The following is a 19286-nucleotide window of genomic DNA, read 5'->3' on the forward strand; positions in this document are numbered from 1 at the left end:
GATTGAGGCGAATTGTTTAGATGTTCAGTCCTGATCTTCATTTCTGACCATTCCTTTATACTTCTCTGGCAATGCGCTTTCCACAGCTGCATAAGCTTCGGTCATTGTTGTTTTAATGTTTTCTATGCCTTGTCCCTTAGGGGGAATGGGAGGATGGATGGTCAGTATCATACGGTGTCGGTGTATCCATTTCCCTGTGCGGGGAAGAATCTCGAACGAACCGTCTATAGTGACGGGAACCACTTCCAAATGTAACTCATCTGCCAATTGGAAAGCTCCTCTTTTGAAGTAGCCCATGTGTCCGCTGAAAGTGCGCGCACCTTCCGGAAAAACAACTAATGATACTCCGTTTTTTAACGAAGATTCCGCTTGGCGCATGGTAGCCAATACTTTCTTCGGACTGGAACGGTCTACAAAGATGTGTCCTGCGCTTTCACAGGCTTTTCCCACAAATGGAATCTTTCGCAGTCCTTTCTTCATCATCCATTTGAAGTTCCGGCCGAGGAATCCGTAGACGAGGAATATGTCGAAAGCTCCCTGATGGTTGGGGACAAAAACGTATGATGTATGTTTATGAAGTTTCTCTCTTCCATGTACCTTTACCGGAATGAGCAATATGTAGCAAACGAGTTGCGACCATATCTTACCGGGATAGTAGCCCCACGTATGTGCCCCTCCAATGAGAGACCCAACGATGGTGACCAACGCCGTAAGGATAGTCAAAACCAAGAGGATGGGAAGTGCAAAGCAGACTTGATAAATCGTGTAGAGTATCTTCATAAATGCGGGATTTTTTTATCGTTACAAAGATAACACTAATCATTTATTTTTGCGCAATGTAAGCACAGTGATTTCGGGCCATGCTCCGAGACGAAAGGGTAGGCCTACGTATCCGATACCTATATTTACGTACAATGCGCGACTGCCTTCGTAGTACATGCCACCCCATTCGGGATAAATCAGCTCGGCAAGCGAGTGCCCGAGAAAGATACTTTGCATGGCATGTGTATGTCCGGCCAGCATCAATGGAATATCCGACTTCGGCAGCACTTCGCGCCTCCAGTGACTGGGGTTATGGCTGAGCAATATCCGGAACATTCCATCGGTTCCTTTCAAGGCTTGCGATAGGTTGGCATGTTGAGAGAAGGGAGGTTCTCCATCATTCTCCACACCGATAAGGGCGATGCTGTCGCCTTTGTGATGGAGTACGGCATGTTCATTGTTCAAGAGTTTCCACCCCATAGCCTTTTGCTGCTCTTTGAGGTAAGCGAGGTCTTGTTCCTTAGCTTGGGGTGAGGGCCATCGGTAGTAATCGCCGTAATCATGGTTTCCGAGGATGGAGAAAACTCCGTCCGATGCATGCAATTTCGATAGTGTCTCCTGAAAACCGTCTATTTCGTGGCTTTGTTGATTCACGAGGTCACCTGTGAAGACGATGAGGTCGGGCTTCAAGGCATTGACTTTATCTGTCAGCCGGTCGATGGCTTCCGGATTGTCTCGCCAGCTTCCGATGTGGATATCTGAAATCTGTACGATGCGATAGCCGTCGAAGCCTTGGGGCAAAGCGGCGGAGCGGTATTCGGTTTCTTGTGTTTCAAAGCGTGTGGTTCCGACAAGTGTTCCGTAAAGGATATTGAAAAAGCTGACAACGGCCAGTATCAGTCCGATGGCGGTAAACAACTTGCGGGGGCAGCGACGGATAACGGCATGCGCCAAGACCCCTATCAAGGAGCAGAGCATGAAAACCGTTTTAGGAACTATAATCAGCAGGGTGATAATGGCCAGTCTGCCTATGCCCTGTGTATGATTAGCCATTGCATTGTCGCCCGTCAACATCATGAAGTAGACATAGCCTGCAACCAACAATGCGGTAGGGAGCCAATAAGCAGTGCGCAGAAGCCTCTTTCGGGTTTTCCTCACAATATACATCCCGTATATATAGATATCGGGAATGAAGAGGAAAAGGGTCAAGATGAGAATTATTCGGTGCATATGTCTTTCAGTTCTTCGATATTCTTTTTGATGTCATCCAGATGCTTGTAGATTAGCTTTTTATAGAGGAAGTAGATTATTGCGACATTGATTACGGCAAAAAAACTAATCAGCAGAACTTGCCGTCCGATAGGTTCTAAGTGATACTCCATCATCCAATAATTCAAGGCGTTGAAAAGTACAATCCATACGGAAATACCCACCACCTCATATTGGGTCCATCGGCGGAAAACAGTCATGCGGCGGCTGACCTCGGCAACACTCATGTTATCGACGTGCGTAGCTTTGTTCCAACAATAGGTTTTCCAGTCCCACCACATGCCTGTTAGGATGCTGGCTGTCAAAAACAGAAGGAAAACGGTCATTTTGCTTTGAGTATTTTCGTTGATACCGAAAGCCGGAAGTGACAGCCATACTAATAGGATGATGAGCAATGCCAATGCCCCCATACCTATGGAGAAACGTTGTATAATGGCAAGACGTCCCATACTTTTCTGGGTTTTTGCTTTGTAGCTGGCAATCAACTCTTCTATTTGCTTTTTATCGGCAATAGTTTTCTTCTGTAGTTGCTCGTCCAGTGCATTCCATGATTTTTTCAGTTCATCCAATTCCATATATCAGTTCTCCTTGTTCATTTTTCTTAGTTTATCTTTGATTCGACTGAGTTTCGTGGCAACGTTTGTCACGGTTAGTCCGGTGATTTCGGCAATTTCCTCATAACTTTTATCTTCCAAATAAAGCAGAATAATGGATTTCTCCAATTGCCCCAGGCAGTTGATCATCCGATAAAGCTGCCTTAGCATTTCTTGTGTTTCGTCACTTTCCTCCACTCGGTCAGCCTCGTAGGTGAGGGAGACTATTTCGGGGATGTTCTTTTCTTTTCGGATAAAGCTAATGCACGTATTCAGTGCAATGCGATAAATCCAAGTAGAGATTTTACATTCCTTTCGGAATTTAGGAAAGGCCTTCCACAAGTTGAGTACCACTTCCTGATACAAGTCGTTGAGGGTGGCATTGGGTGTGGTGTACAAATAGCACACTTTATATATGACACGCTCATACTCCTTAACCACGGATACGAACTCTTGTTCTGTATTTTCCATTTTTGTAGGCTTCTTTCGGATTTTTATATACTGTCAGTCGTAAGGAAAGGCGATAAATCACAGCTCCTGTCATAAAAATGACCCAAAACTGTATCTTTGGCCGTTCACTGGCTTCTCTTTATGCGTTTTCTACTTGGGAAGATTAGCCGCAAGGAACTTCCGCATCTTTTCGACCGGCATTCCGCGTCGGCGGGCATAGTCTTCCAGTTGGTCTTCTCCTATTTTTCCTACGGCGAAATAGCGGGAAGCGGGATGCGCCATCATCAGGCCGCAAACAGAGGCATGGGGGTGCATGGCCCCGTTCTCGGTCAGGGTGATGCCGATTTGCTTCATGTCGAGCAGTGCGTCCAGCAGGAAGTTGACGGACTGGTCGGGCAGTGAAGGATAGCCCACGGCGGGACGAATGCCTTGATACTCCTCCTTCAGCAGTTGGGGAATGGAAAAAGATTCATCGGGAGCATATCCCCATGCTTCTTTGCGCACATATTCGTGCAGCTTCTCCGTGCCTGCTTCGGCAAGCCGGTCCGACAGTGTCTGTATAAGGAGATGCTTGTAGGGGTCGTCCTTGTAGAATTTTTCGGTATCCGAACTGATGGAGGAGGCAAAAAGTCCTATGACGTCGGGGATGCCGGAAGATAAGGGACGAATAAAATCGCTCAGGCAGAGAAACGGACTGCCGTCGGGGTGTGGTGTTTGCTGGCGAAGCAGGGGGAAGCGTGTTTCGTCTATCAGCAGGTCGTCACCGTCGGCATTGGCACGGCAGAGCCTGAAGATGCATCGGATGGTTATCTTTTCGTCTAATTGGTCGAGCACTCTGTTTGCTTCCTTGAACAACTGCATGGCTTCGGCGGCTTTGGCACGTTCTTCTTCAGGAAAAGAGGCCAGCCACATGGCGCGGCAGGAATCGCAACCATGAATGTCGGCAATGGCTGCAAAGCGTGGCTGAAACCCCCATGCGTGAAAGAAGTAAATCCAGTTGATGTAGGGGGCTGTCTCGTGTACACGATAGGAGAGTATGCCGTGAGACAGCGCGGGTACTGTTTGGTTCATTTGCAATCTTTGTCTTTAGTTGAATCTTAACTCCTTGCCACGGTAGGACTCGTCCACGGTGCCGTCACTGTAAATAAGGTGTCCGTTGGCAAAGGTCTTTTCCACTTTCCAATTGAAGGTATGGCCCTCCATCGGACTCCAACCGCATTTGCTCAGAATCTTGTCGGTTGTTACCTTCCACGGCGCATCGGGGCGTACCAGCACAAGGTCGGCCCGATAGCCTTCGCGGATGTAGCCGCGCTCGTTGATGCGGTAAATTTCGGCGGGGGCATGGCACATTTTCTCTACGATGGTTTCGAGTGTGAATATGCCTTCGTCTGCCAGTTCGAGCATGCTGACGAGAGAATACTGTATCATGGGCATGCCCGATGCTGCTTTCAGCGCGCCTCCTTCTTTATCTGCAAGCAGGTGCGGGGCATGGTCGGTGGCAATGACGTCTATCAGGCCGGAGTTGACGGCCGCACGCAGTGCATCGCGGTCGTTTTTCCTCTTGATGGCGGGGTTGCACTTGATGCGGGTGCCCAACGTGCGATAGTCGCTGAGAGAATAAAAGAGATGGGCGATGCACGCTTCGGCCGTGATATGCTTTTCTGCCAACGGGATGCTCTTGAATAGCCGGAGTTCCTTGGCTGTGGAAACATGCAATATGTGCAGCCGTGCATCGGCTTGTTCGGCCAGTTTCACAGCCAGACCGGAAGAAGCGTAGCATGCCGCTGTGGAGCGGATGTTGGGGTGTTTGCCGATGGGTACGTCATTCTCTTTGGCATACATGGCCTTGTATTTGGCTGTGTTCTCTTTGATGATGGCCGGGTCTTCGCAGTGTGCAGCAATCAGCATGTCCGTTCCGTTGAAGATGTTTTGCAGGCTGTTTATTTTGTCCACCAGCATGTTCCCGGTGCTGGAACCCATGAAGAGTTTGATGCCGCAAACGCGATGCTTGTCCAGCTTGTGGAAGTCCTTATAGTTGCTGTTTGTGGCACCGAAATAGCAGGAATGGTTTACGATGCATTTCTCGTTCAGCAGATCGAGCTTGGCATTCAGCGCGTCGAGGGTGACGGTCGGCGGATTGGTATTGGGCATATCCATGATGGAGGTGACGCCTCCCGCAGCAGCCGCACGGCTTTCGGTCAGGATGTCCGCTTTGTGGGTCAGTCCCGGGTCGCGGAAGTGTACATGGTCGTCGATGATACCGGGCAGCAGGAAGCATCCTGTGGCATCTATCGTTTCGTCACAAGGGGCGGAAAGCGGTTTCCCGTGGGTCAGTACCTCTGCTATGCGTCCGTTCTCTATGACCACGGAACCTCTGACTGATTGTCCTTCGTTGACGATGGTGGCGTTATGTATCAGTGTTCTTTTCATATTCTCTCTTTCTCCTTTCCTCTTTCCGTTTTTCCCGTGGGATACTTGTGGAAGAAACTGTTCCACTTCAGGCGGATGACACCGAAGATGGCTTCGCCGAAGATGCTGCTGTTCATTTTGGATGTACCCAGCTCACGGTTAATGAAGATGACGGGCACTTCTTTTATCTTAAAACCGCATTTGTAGGCGGTGAACTTCATCTCTATCTGGAAGGCATACCCCTTGAAGCGGATGCTGTCTAAGTCGATGGTCTTGAGTACGTGGCTGCGATAGCACACAAAGCCGGCGGTAGTGTCGTGTATGGGCAGGGCCGTGATGAGGCGCACGTACTTGGAGGCGAAGTAGGACATCAGCACACGTCCCATGGGCCAGTTCACCACATTGACTCCGCTGACGTAGCGCGAACCGATGGCCACATCGGCTTCTTCTTCGGAGCAAGCCCGATAGAGACGAGGAAGATCTTGGGGATTGTGGCTGAAGTCGGCATCCATTTCGAACACATATTCATAGTTGCGCTGCAACGCCCATTTGAAGCCGGCTATATAGGCTGTGCCCAATCCCAGTTTCCCTTTGCGTTCTACCATGAAGAGGCGTTCGGGGAATTCTTGCTGCAACGACCTGACGATGGCGGCCGTTCCGTCAGGCGAACCGTCTTCGATGACAAGGATGTGAAAACCATGTTCCAGTGCAAAAACGGCGCGGATGATGTTCTCTATGTTCTCCCGTTCGTTGTAGGTGGGGATGATAACAATGCTGTCTGATGTTTGCATACTAAAAACTGTGTGTGGGGGTTGTAACCGAGAACAAATGTAATGCTTTTTTGTCATTTGCAGGTAATTCTAAGGATTATTTATGTAATTTTGCGGCGGATTTGTCCCGGCGGACTTGCTCTGCGGAGGTGTGCCGCTTGTAGAAAAATAAAAGCCAATGGCAATGACTATCACCGAACTGCAACATCTTTATGCAGCCCATCCCAATGTAGAGGGGATGAGCAGATTACTTGAAAACTCTTCTGTCCGACATCTGTATTGCGGAGGCTTGTGCGCTTCTGCGGCTTCGCTTTTCTCGTCCGTATTGGTAGAGCGGAGGATGGCTCCGTTTGTCTTTATTCTGGGCGATTTGGAAGAAGCGGGTTATTTCTATCACGACCTGACGCAGATACTGGGTGCGGGGCGAGTCTTGTTCTTTCCATCGTCTTTTCGCCGGGCCATCAAGTACGGACAGAGAGACGCGGCGAACGAGATACTGCGCACGGAAGTCCTGAGCCGGTTGCAGAAGAAGGAAGAGGGGCTTTGCGTGGTCACTTATCCGGATGCTTTGGCCGAGAAAGTGGTTTCGCGCAAGGAACTGGATGAGAAAACTTTGAAGCTGAACGCCGGCGAGCGGGTGGACATGGGCTTCATCACCGAGGTGCTGCGCAGCTATGGTTTCGAGTATGCGGACTATGTCTACGAACCCGGACAATATGCCGTGCGAGGCAGCATCATCGATGTCTTTTCTTTTTCTTCAGAATATCCTTTCCGTATCGACTTCTTCGGAGACGAGGTGGAAAGCATCCGCACCTTCGAGGTGGAAACGCAGCTCTCTAAGGAAAGAAAACAGAGCATTGTGATAGTGCCCGACCTGAGCCGTAGTCTGGAGCATGGCAGTAGCAACGGCATGGTGTCGTTTCTCGATTTTCTCCCGGCCGATACCGTGTTGGCCATGCGCGATTTCCTTTGGTTGCGCGAGCGCATACAGGCCGTATATGACGAGGCGCTTACTCCGCAAGCCATCTTTGCCCGCGAGGCGGAAGAAGACGGGACGGTCGCGCCGGAAGGCTGTTTGATAGAGGGAGGCGAATTTACGTTGCGTGCGCTCGATTTCCGCCGGATGGAGTTCGGAAGCAAGCCCACCGGTACGCCTGATGCCGTGCTGACTTTCGATACCTCCGCGCAGCCCATCTTTCATAAGAACTTCGACTTGGCGGCCGATTCGTTCAAGGAGTATCTGAAAAACGGCTATACCTTATATATATGTAGCGACAGCAGCAAGCAGACCGACCGCATCCGTGCCATCTTCGATGACCGGGGAGACAATATCGCCTTTACTGCTGTGGAGCGCACGCTGCACGAGGGGTTTGCCGACAACGTGCTGCGCCTCTGCGTTTTCACCGACCATCAGTTGTTCGACCGTTTTCATAAGTACAACCTGAAGAGCGATAAAGCACGGAGCGGCAAGGTGGCCCTTTCCTTGAAAGAACTGAACCAGTTTACTCCGGGCGATTATGTGGTGCATACCGACCACGGCGTGGGGCGTTTTGCCGGATTGGTGCGCATCCCCAACGGCGACACTACGCAAGAGGTGATAAAGCTGGTTTATCAGAACGACGATGTGGTGTTCGTTTCCATTCATTCCCTGCATAAAGTCTCCAAGTACAAGGGCAAGGAGGGGGAATCGCCCCGCCTGAACAAGCTCGGAACCGGAGCTTGGGAGAAACTGAAGGACCGCACGAAGACAAAAATCAAAGACATTGCCCGCGACCTGATTAAGCTCTACTCGCAACGCCGCGAGGAGAAAGGCTTCTGCTACAGCCCGGACAGCTTCCTGCAGAGGGAACTGGAAGCATCTTTCATATACGAAGACACGCCCGACCAAAGCAAGGCCACTGCCGATGTGAAGGCCGACATGGAGAGCGGCCGCCCGATGGACCGCCTGGTGTGCGGCGACGTGGGGTTCGGAAAGACGGAGGTGGCTGTGCGCGCCGCTTTCAAGGCCGTGGCCGACAACAAGCAGGTGGCGGTGCTGGTTCCCACCACCGTGTTGGCCTATCAGCATTTCCAAACCTTCAGGGAGCGGCTGAAAGGATTGCCTTGCCGGGTGGAATATTTGAGCCGTGCCCGTACGGCCGCTCAAACCAAGACCATCGTCAAGGGGCTGGCCGAGGGAGAGGTGAACATTCTTATCGGCACTCACCGCATTTTGGGCAAGGACGTCAGGTTCAAAGACCTCGGACTGCTGATTATCGACGAAGAGCAGAAGTTCGGCGTATCGGTCAAAGAGAAGCTGCGGCAACTGAAGGTCAACGTCGACACGCTGACCATGACCGCCACACCCATTCCCCGCACCTTGCAGTTCTCGCTGATGGGGGCACGAGACTTGAGCGTCATACAGACGCCGCCCCCCAACCGCTATCCCATTCAGACGGAAGTGCACACCTTCAACGAAGAGGTCATTGCCGATGCCGTCGGCTTCGAGATGAGCCGCAACGGGCAGGTGTTCTTTGTCAACAACCGCATCTCCAACCTGCCGGAGCTGAAAGCGATGATAGAACGCCGCATTCCCGACTGCCGCGTCTGCATCGGGCACGGGCAGATGGAGCCGGCCGAACTGGAGAAGATTATATTCGACTTTGTCAACTATGATTACGACGTGTTGCTGGCCACCACCATCATAGAGAGCGGCATCGACATCCCCAACGCCAACACCATCATCATCAATCAGGCGCAGAACTTCGGCCTGAGCGATTTGCACCAGATGCGCGGACGGGTGGGGCGAAGCAACAAGAAGGCTTTCTGCTACCTGCTGGCGCCTCCTCTGTCGTCCCTGACGCCGGAGGCGAAGCGACGACTGCAGGCCATCGAGAACTTCTCCGATCTGGGCAGCGGCATCCACATCGCCATGCAGGACCTCGACATCCGTGGTGCGGGCAACATGCTGGGGGCCGAGCAGAGCGGTTTCATTGCCGACTTGGGGTATGAGACTTACCAGAAGATTCTTTCGGAGGCCGTGCACGAGTTGAAGACCGATGAGTTTGCCGACCTCTATGCCGACGGGCCGGAAGCGGACGGAGCCGCCGCCATCAGTGGCGACCGCTTTGTGGACGAGTGTCAGGTGGAGAGCGACCTCGAACTGTTGTTGCCTGCCGACTACGTTACGGGCAGCAGCGAACGTATGCTGCTCTATCGCGAACTGGACGGGCTGACGCTCGATACGGAAGCGGAAGCCTTCCGCAGCCGTCTCGAAGACCGCTTCGGCCCTGTTCCTCCCGAAACGGAAGAACTCTTGCGCATCGTTTCGCTCCGCCGCCTTGCCGTACGTCTTGGCGTTGAGAAGGTGTTCCTGAAGGGGGGCAGGATGTCGATGTTCTTCGTATCCAATCCGGATAGCCCGTACTTCCAAAGCCAGGCATTCGGCAAGATGATTGCCTATATGATGAAATATACCCGTCGCTGCGACTTGCGCGAGCAGAACAACAAGCGCAGCATGTCGGTGAAGGACGTGAGCAGCGTGGAAGAGGCAGTCTCGGTGCTTCAGGAGATTGTGGCAACGCCGGCCGAAGAGGAGTGAGAGAGTGTCTCTTCGGGCACGGATGACACGGATTGGCTCTTCAGTGATTAAAGGCGAATGTAATCCGCTCAATCCGCACCCGAAGACTAAAGCGGCCTTCGTGGAGGCACGGGCAAGAAGGGGAGTCCGGCTCCTTATTCACGCCTTACGTACATCTTGTGCGACCCCCTACCTGTATAGCCGATGCCGCTGCCGGGCATGTCGGCCCAACGCTTCAACTCGCGGGCGGCGGCATCGCGCAGCAGTCCCGTCAATGCGCAATAATCGCCTACGGTCATCGTGGGGCGCAGGTTCAGGAAGTCTTGCGCCAGCTTCAGCCGCTGTTCGGGGGTGTATCGGCCGGACGAGCGGCGGAACTTCCGTGCCGAACGCTCCAGTGTGCAGTTCGAAGCCGTTTCGTCCACAAGTTCTTTGTCGGCACGGAAGTTAATGTCCTTCACTCGGATGCTGGCCGCATTGCGCCTCGTGCCCTCCGCCTCGCCGCTTTCGCGCTCCACGCCCTCGCGCAGTCCGAGCGAGGGCGTGAAGATGCCCAGTCCGTCAATCTTCACCGAGTGCCCCTGCGCCATCTCCCAAGCCATGGTCTTCGTCAGCAGCCGTATCACGCCGATTATTTCGGCCGAGGCGAACGTAGTGGCGAAGCTCATGCTCTCTGCCAGCCGTTTCAGGTCAGTCTGCCCCTGTATCCTCATCCGTGGATAGAGCACCTTCTTCCCGTCCTCATTGGGAAGCGTCAGTTCTTGCATTTGATATTCTGCCATGATTCCTATAGATAAAAAGTTATTCTGATGCCTTATGAAAACTTGTCCTCGTCCTTATGAGAAGTTATCGACATACCGACAAGAAGTTCATCTTACGCCTTGCGATGCATATCGCAGCACTTGCGTTGTATATCGCAGGCCGCAAGATAGAAAAAAATTCCCATACTCGCAAGCTTTTCTTCCCGATGTCGGAAACTTTTCTTCCCGATGTCGGTCTGCTTGTCCTGCGGATGTCGGCCTGCTTGTCCTGCGGATGTCTGTTTCGGTTTCCTGCGGATGTCGATTTTGGTCTTTTGCGTGCCCCGGCCTGTGGCGCTCACTTGCCGAACTGAAGCCCGAAGCCGAGGTTGACGAACGTGATGTGGCTCTTGAACCAGCGATGGTCTATGCCGTCGTCATGGTCCTTGTCGGGGTTGAAGAGGCGTGCTTCGGGGTTGGCGAACCAGTCGGCCGTCAGCACGTCGGCACGCAGCACGCCCGACACTTTCCGGCTGATGCGGAACTCCCAGCCGAGGGCGAACGATATGCCGCAATATCCCTTATGGTAGAGGTGGCCGTGGCGCCGGCCTTCGGCATAGGTGCGCTCCTGATAGTCCAGATAGCCGATGCCCAGCGAGAAGAAGGCCGCCTGATTGCCCCGGCTCCAGAGGTGGCGCAGCACGAGTTCGGGACGGGCGAAGTGCACGTGCATCTTGTCTTGCCCGGCTGCCGCGCGCAGGTAGTCGTATTGCACTCCCGCGGCAAGGTGGGGGCCGAAGTGGTAGCGTCCTTCCGCCGTCAGGCCGTAGCCCGGCCGGTTGCCGTTCTTGCTGAAGAAGTCGTTGCGGTTGCCGTCCACGGCAGGCAGTGCCAGGCCGCTGCCGATGCTGAGGCTGTATCTCTGCGGAAGGCATTCGGTGGCCTGTGCGTAGAGCTTTGCTCCGTTCGGCACGAGCAGACAGAATAACAGGATGATGAGTGGTTTCATGTTCGGCTTGGTATTATCGGATGATTAAATGGATTAAGCATGTGCATGACTCCTGATTGCTTGTTTTATTCCCTGCCTGCGGAGGCTTTCACCGCTTTCCGTAGAGCTTGTCTATCAGGTCGTGCCTGCCCATGCGCCGCAGCTCGTTGATGATGTTTTTCCGCTCTTCCGGCTTGTACCAGAAGAAGAAGCGGCGTTGCGCCAGCTTTTGCTGCGGTGTTTTGGCGCAGAACACCGGCTCCAGCGTGTAGGGGTGGAAGCCCGTATGCCATGCTTCGGTGGCCACGGTCATCGGCGTGGGGGTGAAGTCCTGCACCTGCTCCAAGTGGAAGTCCATGCGTTTGGTGATGACGGCCAGTTCTGCCATGTCTTCCTCCCTGCATCCGGGGTGGCTGCTGATGAAGTAGGGGATGAGCTGCTGGCGCAGTCCCTCCTCACGGTTTATCTTGTCGAATATCTTCTTGAATTCGCCGAATTGGGCGAACGGCGGCTTGCGCATGACGTCGAGCACGCGGTCGGAAGTATGCTCGGGCGCCACTTTCAGGCGGCCGCTGACGTGGCGCACGATGAGCTCGCGGGTATATTCCTCGGTGCTTCTGTTCACTTCGGCGTCTTTGCTTTGGTGCAGAAGCAGGTCGTAGCGCACACCGCTTCCGATGAACGACTTCTTGATGCCCGGCAGCGCGTCGACAGCCCGGTAGATGTCGAGCAGCGGCCGATGGTCGGTGTTCAGGTTGGGGCATACCCGCGGGTGGATACACGAGGGGCGTCGGCATTTCCTGCAAACGGCCTCGTCCCGTCCTTTCATCCGGTACATGTTGGCCGACGGGCCGCCCAGGTCGCTCAAGTAACCCTTGAAGTCGGGCAGCTCCGTCAGTGCCTTTACCTCTTTCAGAATGCTTTCCTTGCTGCGGCTTACGATGAACTTGCCCTGATGGGCCGAGATGGTGCAGAAGGCGCATCCGCCGAAGCATCCGCGGTGCAGGTTGACGGAGAACTTTATCATGTCGTAGGCCGGGATGCGCTTCCCCTTGTACTTGGGATGCGGGAGGCGTGTATAGGGCAGGTCGAACGAGTGGTCCAGTTCGGCCTCTGTCAAGGGAGGATAGGGTGGGTTCACGACCACCGTCTGCCGTCCTGTTTTCTGGAGGATGCGCGCGGCGGCATACTTATTGCTCTCTTCCTCGATGTGGCGGAAGTTGGCGGCTTCTTTCCTCTTGTCCTTCAGGCATTCCTCGTGCGAGAAGAGGGTGATGTCTCCCTCTTGCGGGGCGACCTCCTTCTTGAGATAAACCATCTGCGGAATGTCGGAAATCAGTTGCTTGAACCCCTCTTTTGTCAGGGAGGCGGTTTCTCCGTTGTCCGTGCCGCTTGCCTGCAACCGCCGCTTCAGCCGGCCGGCAAGTTCCACAATCGGCTTTTCTCCCATGCCGTAGATGATGGCGTCGGCGCCGCTGTCCACGAGTATGCTGGGGCGTACACGGTCTTGCCAGTAGTCGTAATGCGTCAGTCGGCGCATGCTTGCCTCTATGCCGCCAAGCACGACGGGAACGTCGGGGTATAGTCTCTTCAGTATTTGGGTATATACGATGGAGGGATATTCGGGGCGCATGTCCGGACGTGCGTCGGGGGTATAGGCGTCGTCGCTGCGCAAGCGTTTGTTGGCCGTGTATTTGTTCACCATGCTGTCCATGCATCCGGGGCTGATGCCGAAGAAGAGGCGGGGGCGTCCCAGCTTCTTGAAGTCGCGCAGGTCGTCGCGCCAGTTTGGTTGGGGGATGATGGCCACGCGCAGTCCTTCTGCTTCGAGGATGCGCCCTATGACGGCTGCTCCGAACGAGGGATGGTCTACGTAGGCATCGCCGCTGAAAAGAATTACATCCAGTTCATTCCATCCGCGAAGTTCCGTTTCTTTCCTGGTGGTAGGCAGCCAATCGGTCAGTCGATACTCTTTCATGGCGCAAAGATAGGAAATATAGCGGTAAGCGGTGAGCGATTAGTGGTTAATTATTGCATACCGACCGCTCACCGCTCATCACTCACCGTTCACCGCTCACCGTTCACCGCTCATCACTCACCGTTCACCGCTCATCACTCACCGCTAATCACTATGCTTCGTAAATTGCAGTGTCATCTGTTCACCGTCGTATATTTCGCGGAAACCTATTTGCCGCTCGGCAAGGTATTCTTTTAAATCGTTGAAGGCGGCGGCATCATCCATGATGATTTCCAGTTTCTCGCCCTCTGCGACACTACACATGGCCGTGATGGCCGGGATAAGGGGACTGTAATGCTTTTGTCCGCGGGTGTCTATGGTTTTCATTTATTTTTCCTCTATGTTTTCTTGTTCGGAGAGTCGGTGCAGATAGAGCTTGACGAGCTGTTGCAACCCGAAAGCCTTCATGTTGTTGTGATAAATGACGTCGATGCAAAGGTCGAGCAGGTCCTTGCTGTCTTCCTCTTGCGCGGCAATGAGAGAGCGGATGTTCAGTTTCAACTTGTCGAGTACGGTTTCGTCAATGATTCCGTTGCTGTCTATGAGGTGGCGGAAGAGTCCGTATTTCTCGATGGTGGCAAGGTTTTCTTCCGAAATTTCCAGACTGCGGGTTCCGCTCGGATTGGCTTGTATGGTGTACATAGGGCTAAAGTATTAATAATGGATAATAATGTTTTCTGTCTCTCTCTGTTTCTCGTCACGACAAAGATATGCTTTTTTGTAGAAACCGGATGTCTTTCGGCGGATTATTTATCGCTTTGATTCGCAGGCGGTTCTTTATTATAAAAAGATAGCGGTGTATGGTAGCAATCCATCATACACCGCTCATCCATTATATTATTTCCGTGAGATTATTACAGCGGAATGTATTCCACAAACGCTTCCATTGCTTCGTACGATGCCAGACCGAGGCGGTCGTACAGCTCTGCCGTTCCGCGGTTGCGCTCTTCGCTGCGTTGCCAGAACAGACGCTCGTCATTGCCGAGGAATGGGGCGCTTTCCATTTGCGACTGATGCTTGAGGATGGAGTTACGCTTGGCACGCAGCTCTTCGGGGCTGATGGGGACGGCCATCTCGATGTTCTCGATTTCCCATTCGGCCCATGCGCCGCGATACATCCAGATGCGACACTCTTTCAGCCATTTTGCACCCTCTTCCTTTTCCAAGTCGATGGCGGCGAATACGGCATCCGTACAAACACGGTGCGTACCGTGCGGGTCGGCCAAGTCGCCGGCAACAAAGATTTGGTGAGGCTTTACTTCGCGCAGCAGGTTGCGTACAATCTCCACATCGGCCTCGCTGATGGGGTTCTTCTGAATCTTGCCGGTTTCGTAGAACGGCAAGTCGAGGAAGTGGCAGTGGTCTAACGGGATGTTGTTGTAGGTGCAGGCGGTGCGCGCTTCGCCACGACGAATCAGACCTTTGATGGTGAGGATGTCCTTAGTATCGATGTCACCGTCTTTTTTCTCTTTCAGGAACTTGCGGATTTCGGCATATTTGTCGCTGATGACCTTGTCTTCGCTGTTGTTGAAAATCTGGTTGAACCCGTTGATGAAATGCAGGAAACGGATTACTTCTTCATCGCCCACGGCAATGTTTCCGGAAGTCTGATAGGCTACATGTACATCGTGTTTTTGCTCCACTAAGCGGCGGAAAGTGCCACCCATGGAAATGACATCGTCATCGGGGTGGGGAGAGAAGATGATGACGCGCTTCGGGTATGGTTTGGCACGCTCGGGGCGGTAAGTGTCGTCGGCGTTCGGCTTGCCGCCCGGCCATCCGGTGATGGTGTGCTGCAGGTCGTTGAATATCTTGATGTTTACGTTATAGGCAGAGCCGAATAACGCCAGCAGCTCGCTCAGGCCGTTCTCGTTATAGTCTTTGTTGGTCAGCTTTAAGATAGGTTTGCCCGTGAGCTGGCACAACCAGACAATGGCACTGCGGATGAGCTTGTCGTTCCACTCGCACGAAGTCACCAGCCAAGGGCGGTGTATGCGGGTGAGGTTGGAAGCGGCGGAAAGGTCGATGGCGATGTGCGCATTGTTGTGCGTTTGCAGATAGGAGGCGGGGATGGTATCGGTGACCGGACCTTCCACACACTCTTTCACCATTTTGGCTTTTTCTTCGCCCCATGCCATCAGGTATACCTTCTTGGCAGCGAGGATGGTGGAAACACCCATCGTGATGGAGCTTACCGGCGTGTTTTCGATGCTTCCGAATGTTTTGGACGCTTCGTTGCGGGAGTCATTGTCCAGCAAAATCAGCCGGGTATTGGAGTTCAGGCGCGAACCCGGTTCGTTGAAGCCGATGTTACCCACACGTCCGATACCTATGATAGCGGCATCCAATCCTCCGAAGCTTTCGATGCGTTGCTCGTAAAGGCGGCAATATTCAAAGATGGTATCTTTGGCTATTGTGCCGTCCGGGCTGAAGATGTTTTGTTTGTCTATATCCACATGGTCCAGCAACATTTCCTTCAAGGCATTCAGGTTGCTGTTGATGGCATCCTGCGTCAGAGGATAGTATTCGTAAAGATTGAACACGATTACGTTGCGGAAGCTCAGCCCCTCTTCTTTGTGCATGCGGATGAGGGCTGCATATACATTGCGCGGAGAGTTGCCGCCGGCCAATGCCAATACACAGAAACGTCCGGCTTTTTGCTTGTCGCGGATGAGTTGTGCAATGTCGAGGGCAATCTGGTTGGCACCTTCTTCGGCAGATTCGTAAATGTCTGTGGGGATTTTTTCCAGTCGGGTCAATACCGACCGCTCAAAAGCATTCTCGGGCCTGTAGTACCTGGGGGAAACTCTGTTGAGCGTGATTTGAGAGCTTAGATTGGTTTTCATACTATAATGTTATTAATAAATGATTAAAGTGTTTCGCAATTCCTTCATTTAACAAATATACGGCAAGAATGTTCGTCTGTCCGGGGGATTCATTAAATGGCCATATTGTATTTTCAGTTTTGTTTTGAACTACAAAAATAGGGACTTTTTATTGAACATGCACTCCCTTTATTTAGGTATTTTCTTTAAATACTCTAAAAATGAAGACGGTTGCTTGAATTCGGAATAGAAATTATGTGTGCAAGAAAAGGGCGTGTGATTGGATTTAGGCTTCTCCTGATATCGAAAAATAATTACTTCTTTTGGCTTATGGCAATAGCTGGAAAAAGGAAGAATAAGATCGGTCTCATACTTAGGATACCTAAGTCGTATACTTAAGGGGGCTAAGTCGTATACTTAGGGTACCTCAGTCGTATACTTAGATACCCCCTTGTCAGAAGATGTTCTGGCGAGGGATGCCGGTTTTTGCTCGTTGTAATAAAAGCGCGTATAATTTTATTTACATATCCGGTGCGTTGTCCGTCGGTTTAAGGGGTTGCTATGAAGAATGTGGTAGATATGGTATTACCTTCACTATCCACCGCTGTGAGAGAGTGTTTACCGGGTGTGGGTTGCAGGGATATTTTATGAAAATCCTGTGTCTGCGTCAGGTAGTTTTCGTCAAGATGCCAGAAAATGGTTGTATTGGGGTTGTTGTGAGCCAGTTCAACGGTTACGAATCCTTTGCTTCCATCCAATTGTTTGGGTAAGATGATACGGGCATTCATGGGAGGATAAATAAACTGCATGGATTGCAATGCGTCTTCTCCGGAGCCGGGTTCGAAAGGCGGAAGGGGAGTGTACTCCGGGTGATGCTGTCTATAATACCATTCCCATACGGGCGGAAGGGTGAACCACGATTGATGCCGGATGGCTCCCGTGTGAATGCTATTCTCGTATACGCGGTGTGTGCCGTCTGCCGACAAGGCTACGAGATGGTGATAGGGGCAAGCTTCGGTTCTCAGTCCGGCAGGAAGGATGAGCATGGTGTCCGTCTCTTCGCAGAATCTGCTTTTCAGGTGTCCGGACCGGCGACATATCTCTGCTTCCGTGAACACGCCGACAGGTTGTTCGAACCATTGGGGGGAAGAGGGAAGCAGGTTGAACAAGTCGAATAAAACCGGCCCTGCCGTTCGTGCGCCTACAAGACCGGGTTTTCCTTCGCCGCTTGCATTTCCCACCCATACTCCTACGGCATAGCGTGGAGTGACTCCTACGGCCCAAGCATCACGAAAGCCATAGCTTGTACCTGTTTTCCAGGCAACGGGATGCATGGAAGGAATGGACTTCCAGTCTATTTCTTCCGGACGGTTGACTTCAATCAAGGCATCGAACGTCTGCCATACCGCACCTGCCTGAAATTGATCCGCTCTTTGTATATCATTGCCCGTTGAAGCATGGATAGACGCCGTATCCGCCAACAACGTGATACATGGGGCTTGAGGGAGTTTCAGCAGGCTGCGTCCCATATTGGCATACGCACTTGTCACATCCCATAGGGTTGCTTCTGCACCGCCTAAGATGAGGGATAAACCGTAATGAGATGCCGGACGGTTTATGGTCCGTAAACCTATTTGTCGCAGGAAATGGTGGAATTTGGCTACTCCATGCCGTTGCAACATTGTCACCGCAGGTATATTGAGCGAGCGTGCCAGGGCTTCGGACGCAGGCACACCTCCCTCAAACTGCATATTGAAATTTTGAGGGGTAAATCCGTTGATGTTGATAGGGATGTCCGGCAGCAGCATGTGTGGCAGTAGGCTGCCTTCCTGAAGCATGGCATAATAAAGAAAAGGCTTCAGAATGCTGCCGGTGCTTCTTGGAGCTTGTATCACATCCACCTGATTGCCCGCCTGTTTCCGTCCGAAATGCACATTGCCGCAGTAGGCCGCCACTTGGTTGGTCCGTATGTCAATCACTAAGATGGCAAGATTGCGTATGTCACTTCGTCCGAATTCATTGCTCCAGCGTTCAGCCAGCTCTTCTATTTGGATTTGCAGGTCTTTGTCGAGCGTAGAAACGGAGTACTCACCATTCTTTTCCTGATAAAGCTTACTCACCAGATGTGGAGCAATCTGCGGGAGAGGATGGGGCTTGTCGGGTAGAGGTTCGCTGATGGCCAATTCATAGGTGGACTCGTCGATAATTTCCTTTTCGCGAAGCTGTTTCAGAAGTCTGTTACGCTTGTCGAGCAAAGCATCGCGTCCTTTGGACAAGTGAATCATGGAGGGCGTATTGGGAAGTACTGCCAGCATGGCAGCTTCGGCCCATGAAAGTTCTTCTGCCGGATGTCCGAAGTAGCGCCAAGTAGCAGCATCCAGCCCTACTACATTTCCACCGAAAGGGGCATGGGAGATATACATGGATAGTATTTCCTCTTTCGAAGCGCGAAATTCAAGCCGTGTGGCTAAAATCATTTCGATGAACTTTTCTTTGAAAGTTCGGGGCTTGTTTCTTGCCAACCTGATGGTTTGCATGGTCAGTGTGCTGCCTCCGCTCACAATGTGCTTGTTTTTCAAGTTCTGCCGGATGGCTCTGCCGATGGATAACGGGTTGACACCCCAGTGGCGATAGAAATGCTTATCCTCGAACATAATGAGGCATTGCTTCATTTTGTCCGGAATTGTGGTGCGAGGAGGGAAGCGCCACTGTCCGTCGGAAGCGATGCGTGCTCCCAGCAATGCTCCGCGACGATCGGCAACGACGGTGGAATAAGGCACTTGAAACAGTTGTCCCGGTAAGCAGAATATATATCCTGTCACCAGAAAGACAATAACAATAAGTATTGCCTTTCGGGTGACGGATAACTGTTTAAGATGTCCTATGATTTTAGGCCTCATGAAC

General features: G+C 52.3%; 16 protein-coding genes. 2 read left to right on the plus strand and 14 right to left on the minus strand.

Annotated features, from left to right (window positions below):
* Window positions 1-24: 24 nt before the first annotated feature.
* The 7 genes from EV202_RS11810 to EV202_RS11840 all read right to left on the minus strand — a co-directional run bounded on the left by EV202_RS11810 (window position 25) and on the right by EV202_RS11840 (window position 6274).
* Window positions 25-780 carry a lysophospholipid acyltransferase family protein gene (locus tag EV202_RS11810; RefSeq protein ID WP_106068876.1) on the minus strand — a complete coding sequence of 252 codons (756 nt, stop codon included), beginning with the start codon at window positions 778-780 and terminating at the stop codon, window positions 25-27.
* Between the two features lie 39 nt (window positions 781-819).
* Window positions 820-1992: a metallophosphoesterase gene (locus EV202_RS11815; RefSeq protein ID WP_131927194.1), complete on the minus strand. Its 1173-nt coding sequence runs from the start codon at window positions 1990-1992 to the stop codon at window positions 820-822.
* Entirely contained in the window at window positions 1980-2606 is a 627-nt protein-coding gene (locus tag EV202_RS11820) for a hypothetical protein (protein WP_131927195.1), read from the minus strand. Before EV202_RS11820 ends, EV202_RS11815 begins: the two co-directional genes overlap by 13 nt.
* 3 nt (window positions 2607-2609) lie before the next feature.
* Window positions 2610-3095 carry an RNA polymerase sigma factor gene (locus EV202_RS11825; protein ID WP_106068873.1) on the minus strand — a complete coding sequence of 162 codons (486 nt, stop codon included), beginning with the start codon at window positions 3093-3095 and terminating at the stop codon, window positions 2610-2612.
* A 129-nt stretch (window positions 3096-3224) separates the two neighbouring features.
* Complete coding sequence (locus EV202_RS11830) at window positions 3225-4145, minus strand: vitamin B12 dependent-methionine synthase activation domain-containing protein (protein WP_131927196.1); 921 nt, start codon at window positions 4143-4145, stop codon at window positions 3225-3227.
* Between the two features lie 15 nt (window positions 4146-4160).
* On the minus strand, window positions 4161-5504 hold the full coding sequence (locus EV202_RS11835; protein ID WP_131927197.1) for a dihydroorotase: 1344 nt from the start codon (window positions 5502-5504) through the stop codon (window positions 4161-4163).
* Window positions 5501-6274, minus strand: a complete 774-nt coding sequence (locus EV202_RS11840) for a polyprenol monophosphomannose synthase (protein WP_131927198.1) — start codon at window positions 6272-6274, stop codon at window positions 5501-5503. Before EV202_RS11840 ends, EV202_RS11835 begins: the two co-directional genes overlap by 4 nt.
* A 163-nt stretch (window positions 6275-6437) precedes the next feature.
* On the opposite strand from EV202_RS11840, the gene mfd reads away from it, so the two are divergent.
* Window positions 6438-9833 carry a transcription-repair coupling factor gene (gene mfd, locus EV202_RS11845; protein WP_131927224.1) on the plus strand — a complete coding sequence of 1132 codons (3396 nt, stop codon included), beginning with the start codon at window positions 6438-6440 and terminating at the stop codon, window positions 9831-9833.
* Window positions 9834-9967: 134 nt separating this feature from the next.
* Here the strand turns inward: mfd and EV202_RS11850 are convergent, their stop codons facing one another.
* Window positions 9968-10594: an HU family DNA-binding protein gene (locus tag EV202_RS11850; RefSeq protein ID WP_131927199.1), complete on the minus strand. Its 627-nt coding sequence runs from the start codon at window positions 10592-10594 to the stop codon at window positions 9968-9970.
* A gap of 56 nt (window positions 10595-10650) precedes the next feature.
* On the opposite strand from EV202_RS11850, the gene EV202_RS11855 reads away from it, so the two are divergent.
* Entirely contained in the window at window positions 10651-10926 is a 276-nt protein-coding gene (locus EV202_RS11855; RefSeq protein WP_131927200.1) for a hypothetical protein, read from the plus strand.
* Here the strand turns inward: EV202_RS11855 and EV202_RS11860 are convergent.
* From EV202_RS11860 to pbpC, 6 genes are all read right to left on the minus strand, one after another.
* The gene (locus tag EV202_RS11860; protein ID WP_131927201.1) at window positions 10911-11561 is read right to left on the minus strand and encodes a hypothetical protein; all 651 of its coding nucleotides are present in this window, start codon (window positions 11559-11561) and stop codon (window positions 10911-10913) included. The genes EV202_RS11855 and EV202_RS11860 overlap by 16 nt on opposite strands.
* Before the next feature lie 88 nt (window positions 11562-11649).
* Window positions 11650-13518, minus strand: a complete 1869-nt coding sequence (locus tag EV202_RS11865) for a YgiQ family radical SAM protein (protein ID WP_131927202.1) — start codon at window positions 13516-13518, stop codon at window positions 11650-11652.
* 144 nt (window positions 13519-13662) lie between these two features.
* Window positions 13663-13884 (minus strand): sulfurtransferase TusA family protein, encoded by a 222-nt coding sequence (locus EV202_RS11870; protein WP_131927203.1) that lies wholly within the window; start codon window positions 13882-13884, stop codon window positions 13663-13665.
* Window positions 13885-14199, minus strand: a complete 315-nt coding sequence (locus EV202_RS11875; protein WP_131927204.1) for a hypothetical protein — start codon at window positions 14197-14199, stop codon at window positions 13885-13887. It lies immediately after the preceding gene.
* Between the two features lie 212 nt (window positions 14200-14411).
* A complete protein-coding gene (locus EV202_RS11880) occupies window positions 14412-16403 on the minus strand; it encodes a glucosamine-6-phosphate deaminase (protein ID WP_131927205.1) in 1992 nt (663 codons plus the stop codon).
* A 527-nt stretch (window positions 16404-16930) separates the two neighbouring features.
* Window positions 16931-19282: a penicillin-binding protein 1C gene (gene pbpC, locus EV202_RS11885; RefSeq protein ID WP_131927206.1), complete on the minus strand. Its 2352-nt coding sequence runs from the start codon at window positions 19280-19282 to the stop codon at window positions 16931-16933.
* Between the last annotated feature and the right edge of the window lie 4 nt (window positions 19283-19286).

The sequence above is a fragment of the Prevotella heparinolytica genome, assembly GCF_004342845.1.
GTDB classification, from domain to species: Bacteria; Bacteroidota; Bacteroidia; order Bacteroidales; family Bacteroidaceae; genus Bacteroides; species Bacteroides heparinolyticus.

Excerpts from the sequence above, each read along its gene's own strand:
- EV202_RS11865 (WP_131927202.1), bottom strand. The coding sequence starts at position 13,518 with ATGAAAGAGTATCGACTGACCGATTGGCTGCCTACCACCAGGAAAGAA.
- mfd (WP_131927224.1), top strand. The coding sequence starts at position 6,438 with ATGACTATCACCGAACTGCAACATCTTTATGCAGCCCATCCCAATGTA.
- EV202_RS11820 (WP_131927195.1), bottom strand. The coding sequence starts at position 2,606 with ATGGAATTGGATGAACTGAAAAAATCATGGAATGCACTGGACGAGCAA.
- EV202_RS11875 (WP_131927204.1), bottom strand. The coding sequence starts at position 14,199 with ATGTACACCATACAAGCCAATCCGAGCGGAACCCGCAGTCTGGAAATT.
- EV202_RS11815 (WP_131927194.1), bottom strand. The coding sequence starts at position 1,992 with ATGCACCGAATAATTCTCATCTTGACCCTTTTCCTCTTCATTCCCGAT.
- EV202_RS11880 (WP_131927205.1), bottom strand. The coding sequence starts at position 16,403 with ATGAAAACCAATCTAAGCTCTCAAATCACGCTCAACAGAGTTTCCCCC.
- EV202_RS11870 (WP_131927203.1), bottom strand. The coding sequence starts at position 13,884 with ATGAAAACCATAGACACCCGCGGACAAAAGCATTACAGTCCCCTTATC.
- EV202_RS11840 (WP_131927198.1), bottom strand. The coding sequence starts at position 6,274 with ATGCAAACATCAGACAGCATTGTTATCATCCCCACCTACAACGAACGG.
- EV202_RS11835 (WP_131927197.1), bottom strand. The coding sequence starts at position 5,504 with ATGAAAAGAACACTGATACATAACGCCACCATCGTCAACGAAGGACAA.
- EV202_RS11825 (WP_106068873.1), bottom strand. The coding sequence starts at position 3,095 with ATGGAAAATACAGAACAAGAGTTCGTATCCGTGGTTAAGGAGTATGAG.
- EV202_RS11830 (WP_131927196.1), bottom strand. The coding sequence starts at position 4,145 with ATGAACCAAACAGTACCCGCGCTGTCTCACGGCATACTCTCCTATCGT.
- EV202_RS11850 (WP_131927199.1), bottom strand. The coding sequence starts at position 10,594 with ATGGCAGAATATCAAATGCAAGAACTGACGCTTCCCAATGAGGACGGG.
- EV202_RS11810 (WP_106068876.1), bottom strand. The coding sequence starts at position 780 with ATGAAGATACTCTACACGATTTATCAAGTCTGCTTTGCACTTCCCATC.
- EV202_RS11855 (WP_131927200.1), top strand. The coding sequence starts at position 10,651 with ATGAGAAGTTATCGACATACCGACAAGAAGTTCATCTTACGCCTTGCG.
- EV202_RS11860 (WP_131927201.1), bottom strand. The coding sequence starts at position 11,561 with ATGAAACCACTCATCATCCTGTTATTCTGTCTGCTCGTGCCGAACGGA.
- pbpC (WP_131927206.1), bottom strand. The coding sequence starts at position 19,282 with ATGAGGCCTAAAATCATAGGACATCTTAAACAGTTATCCGTCACCCGA.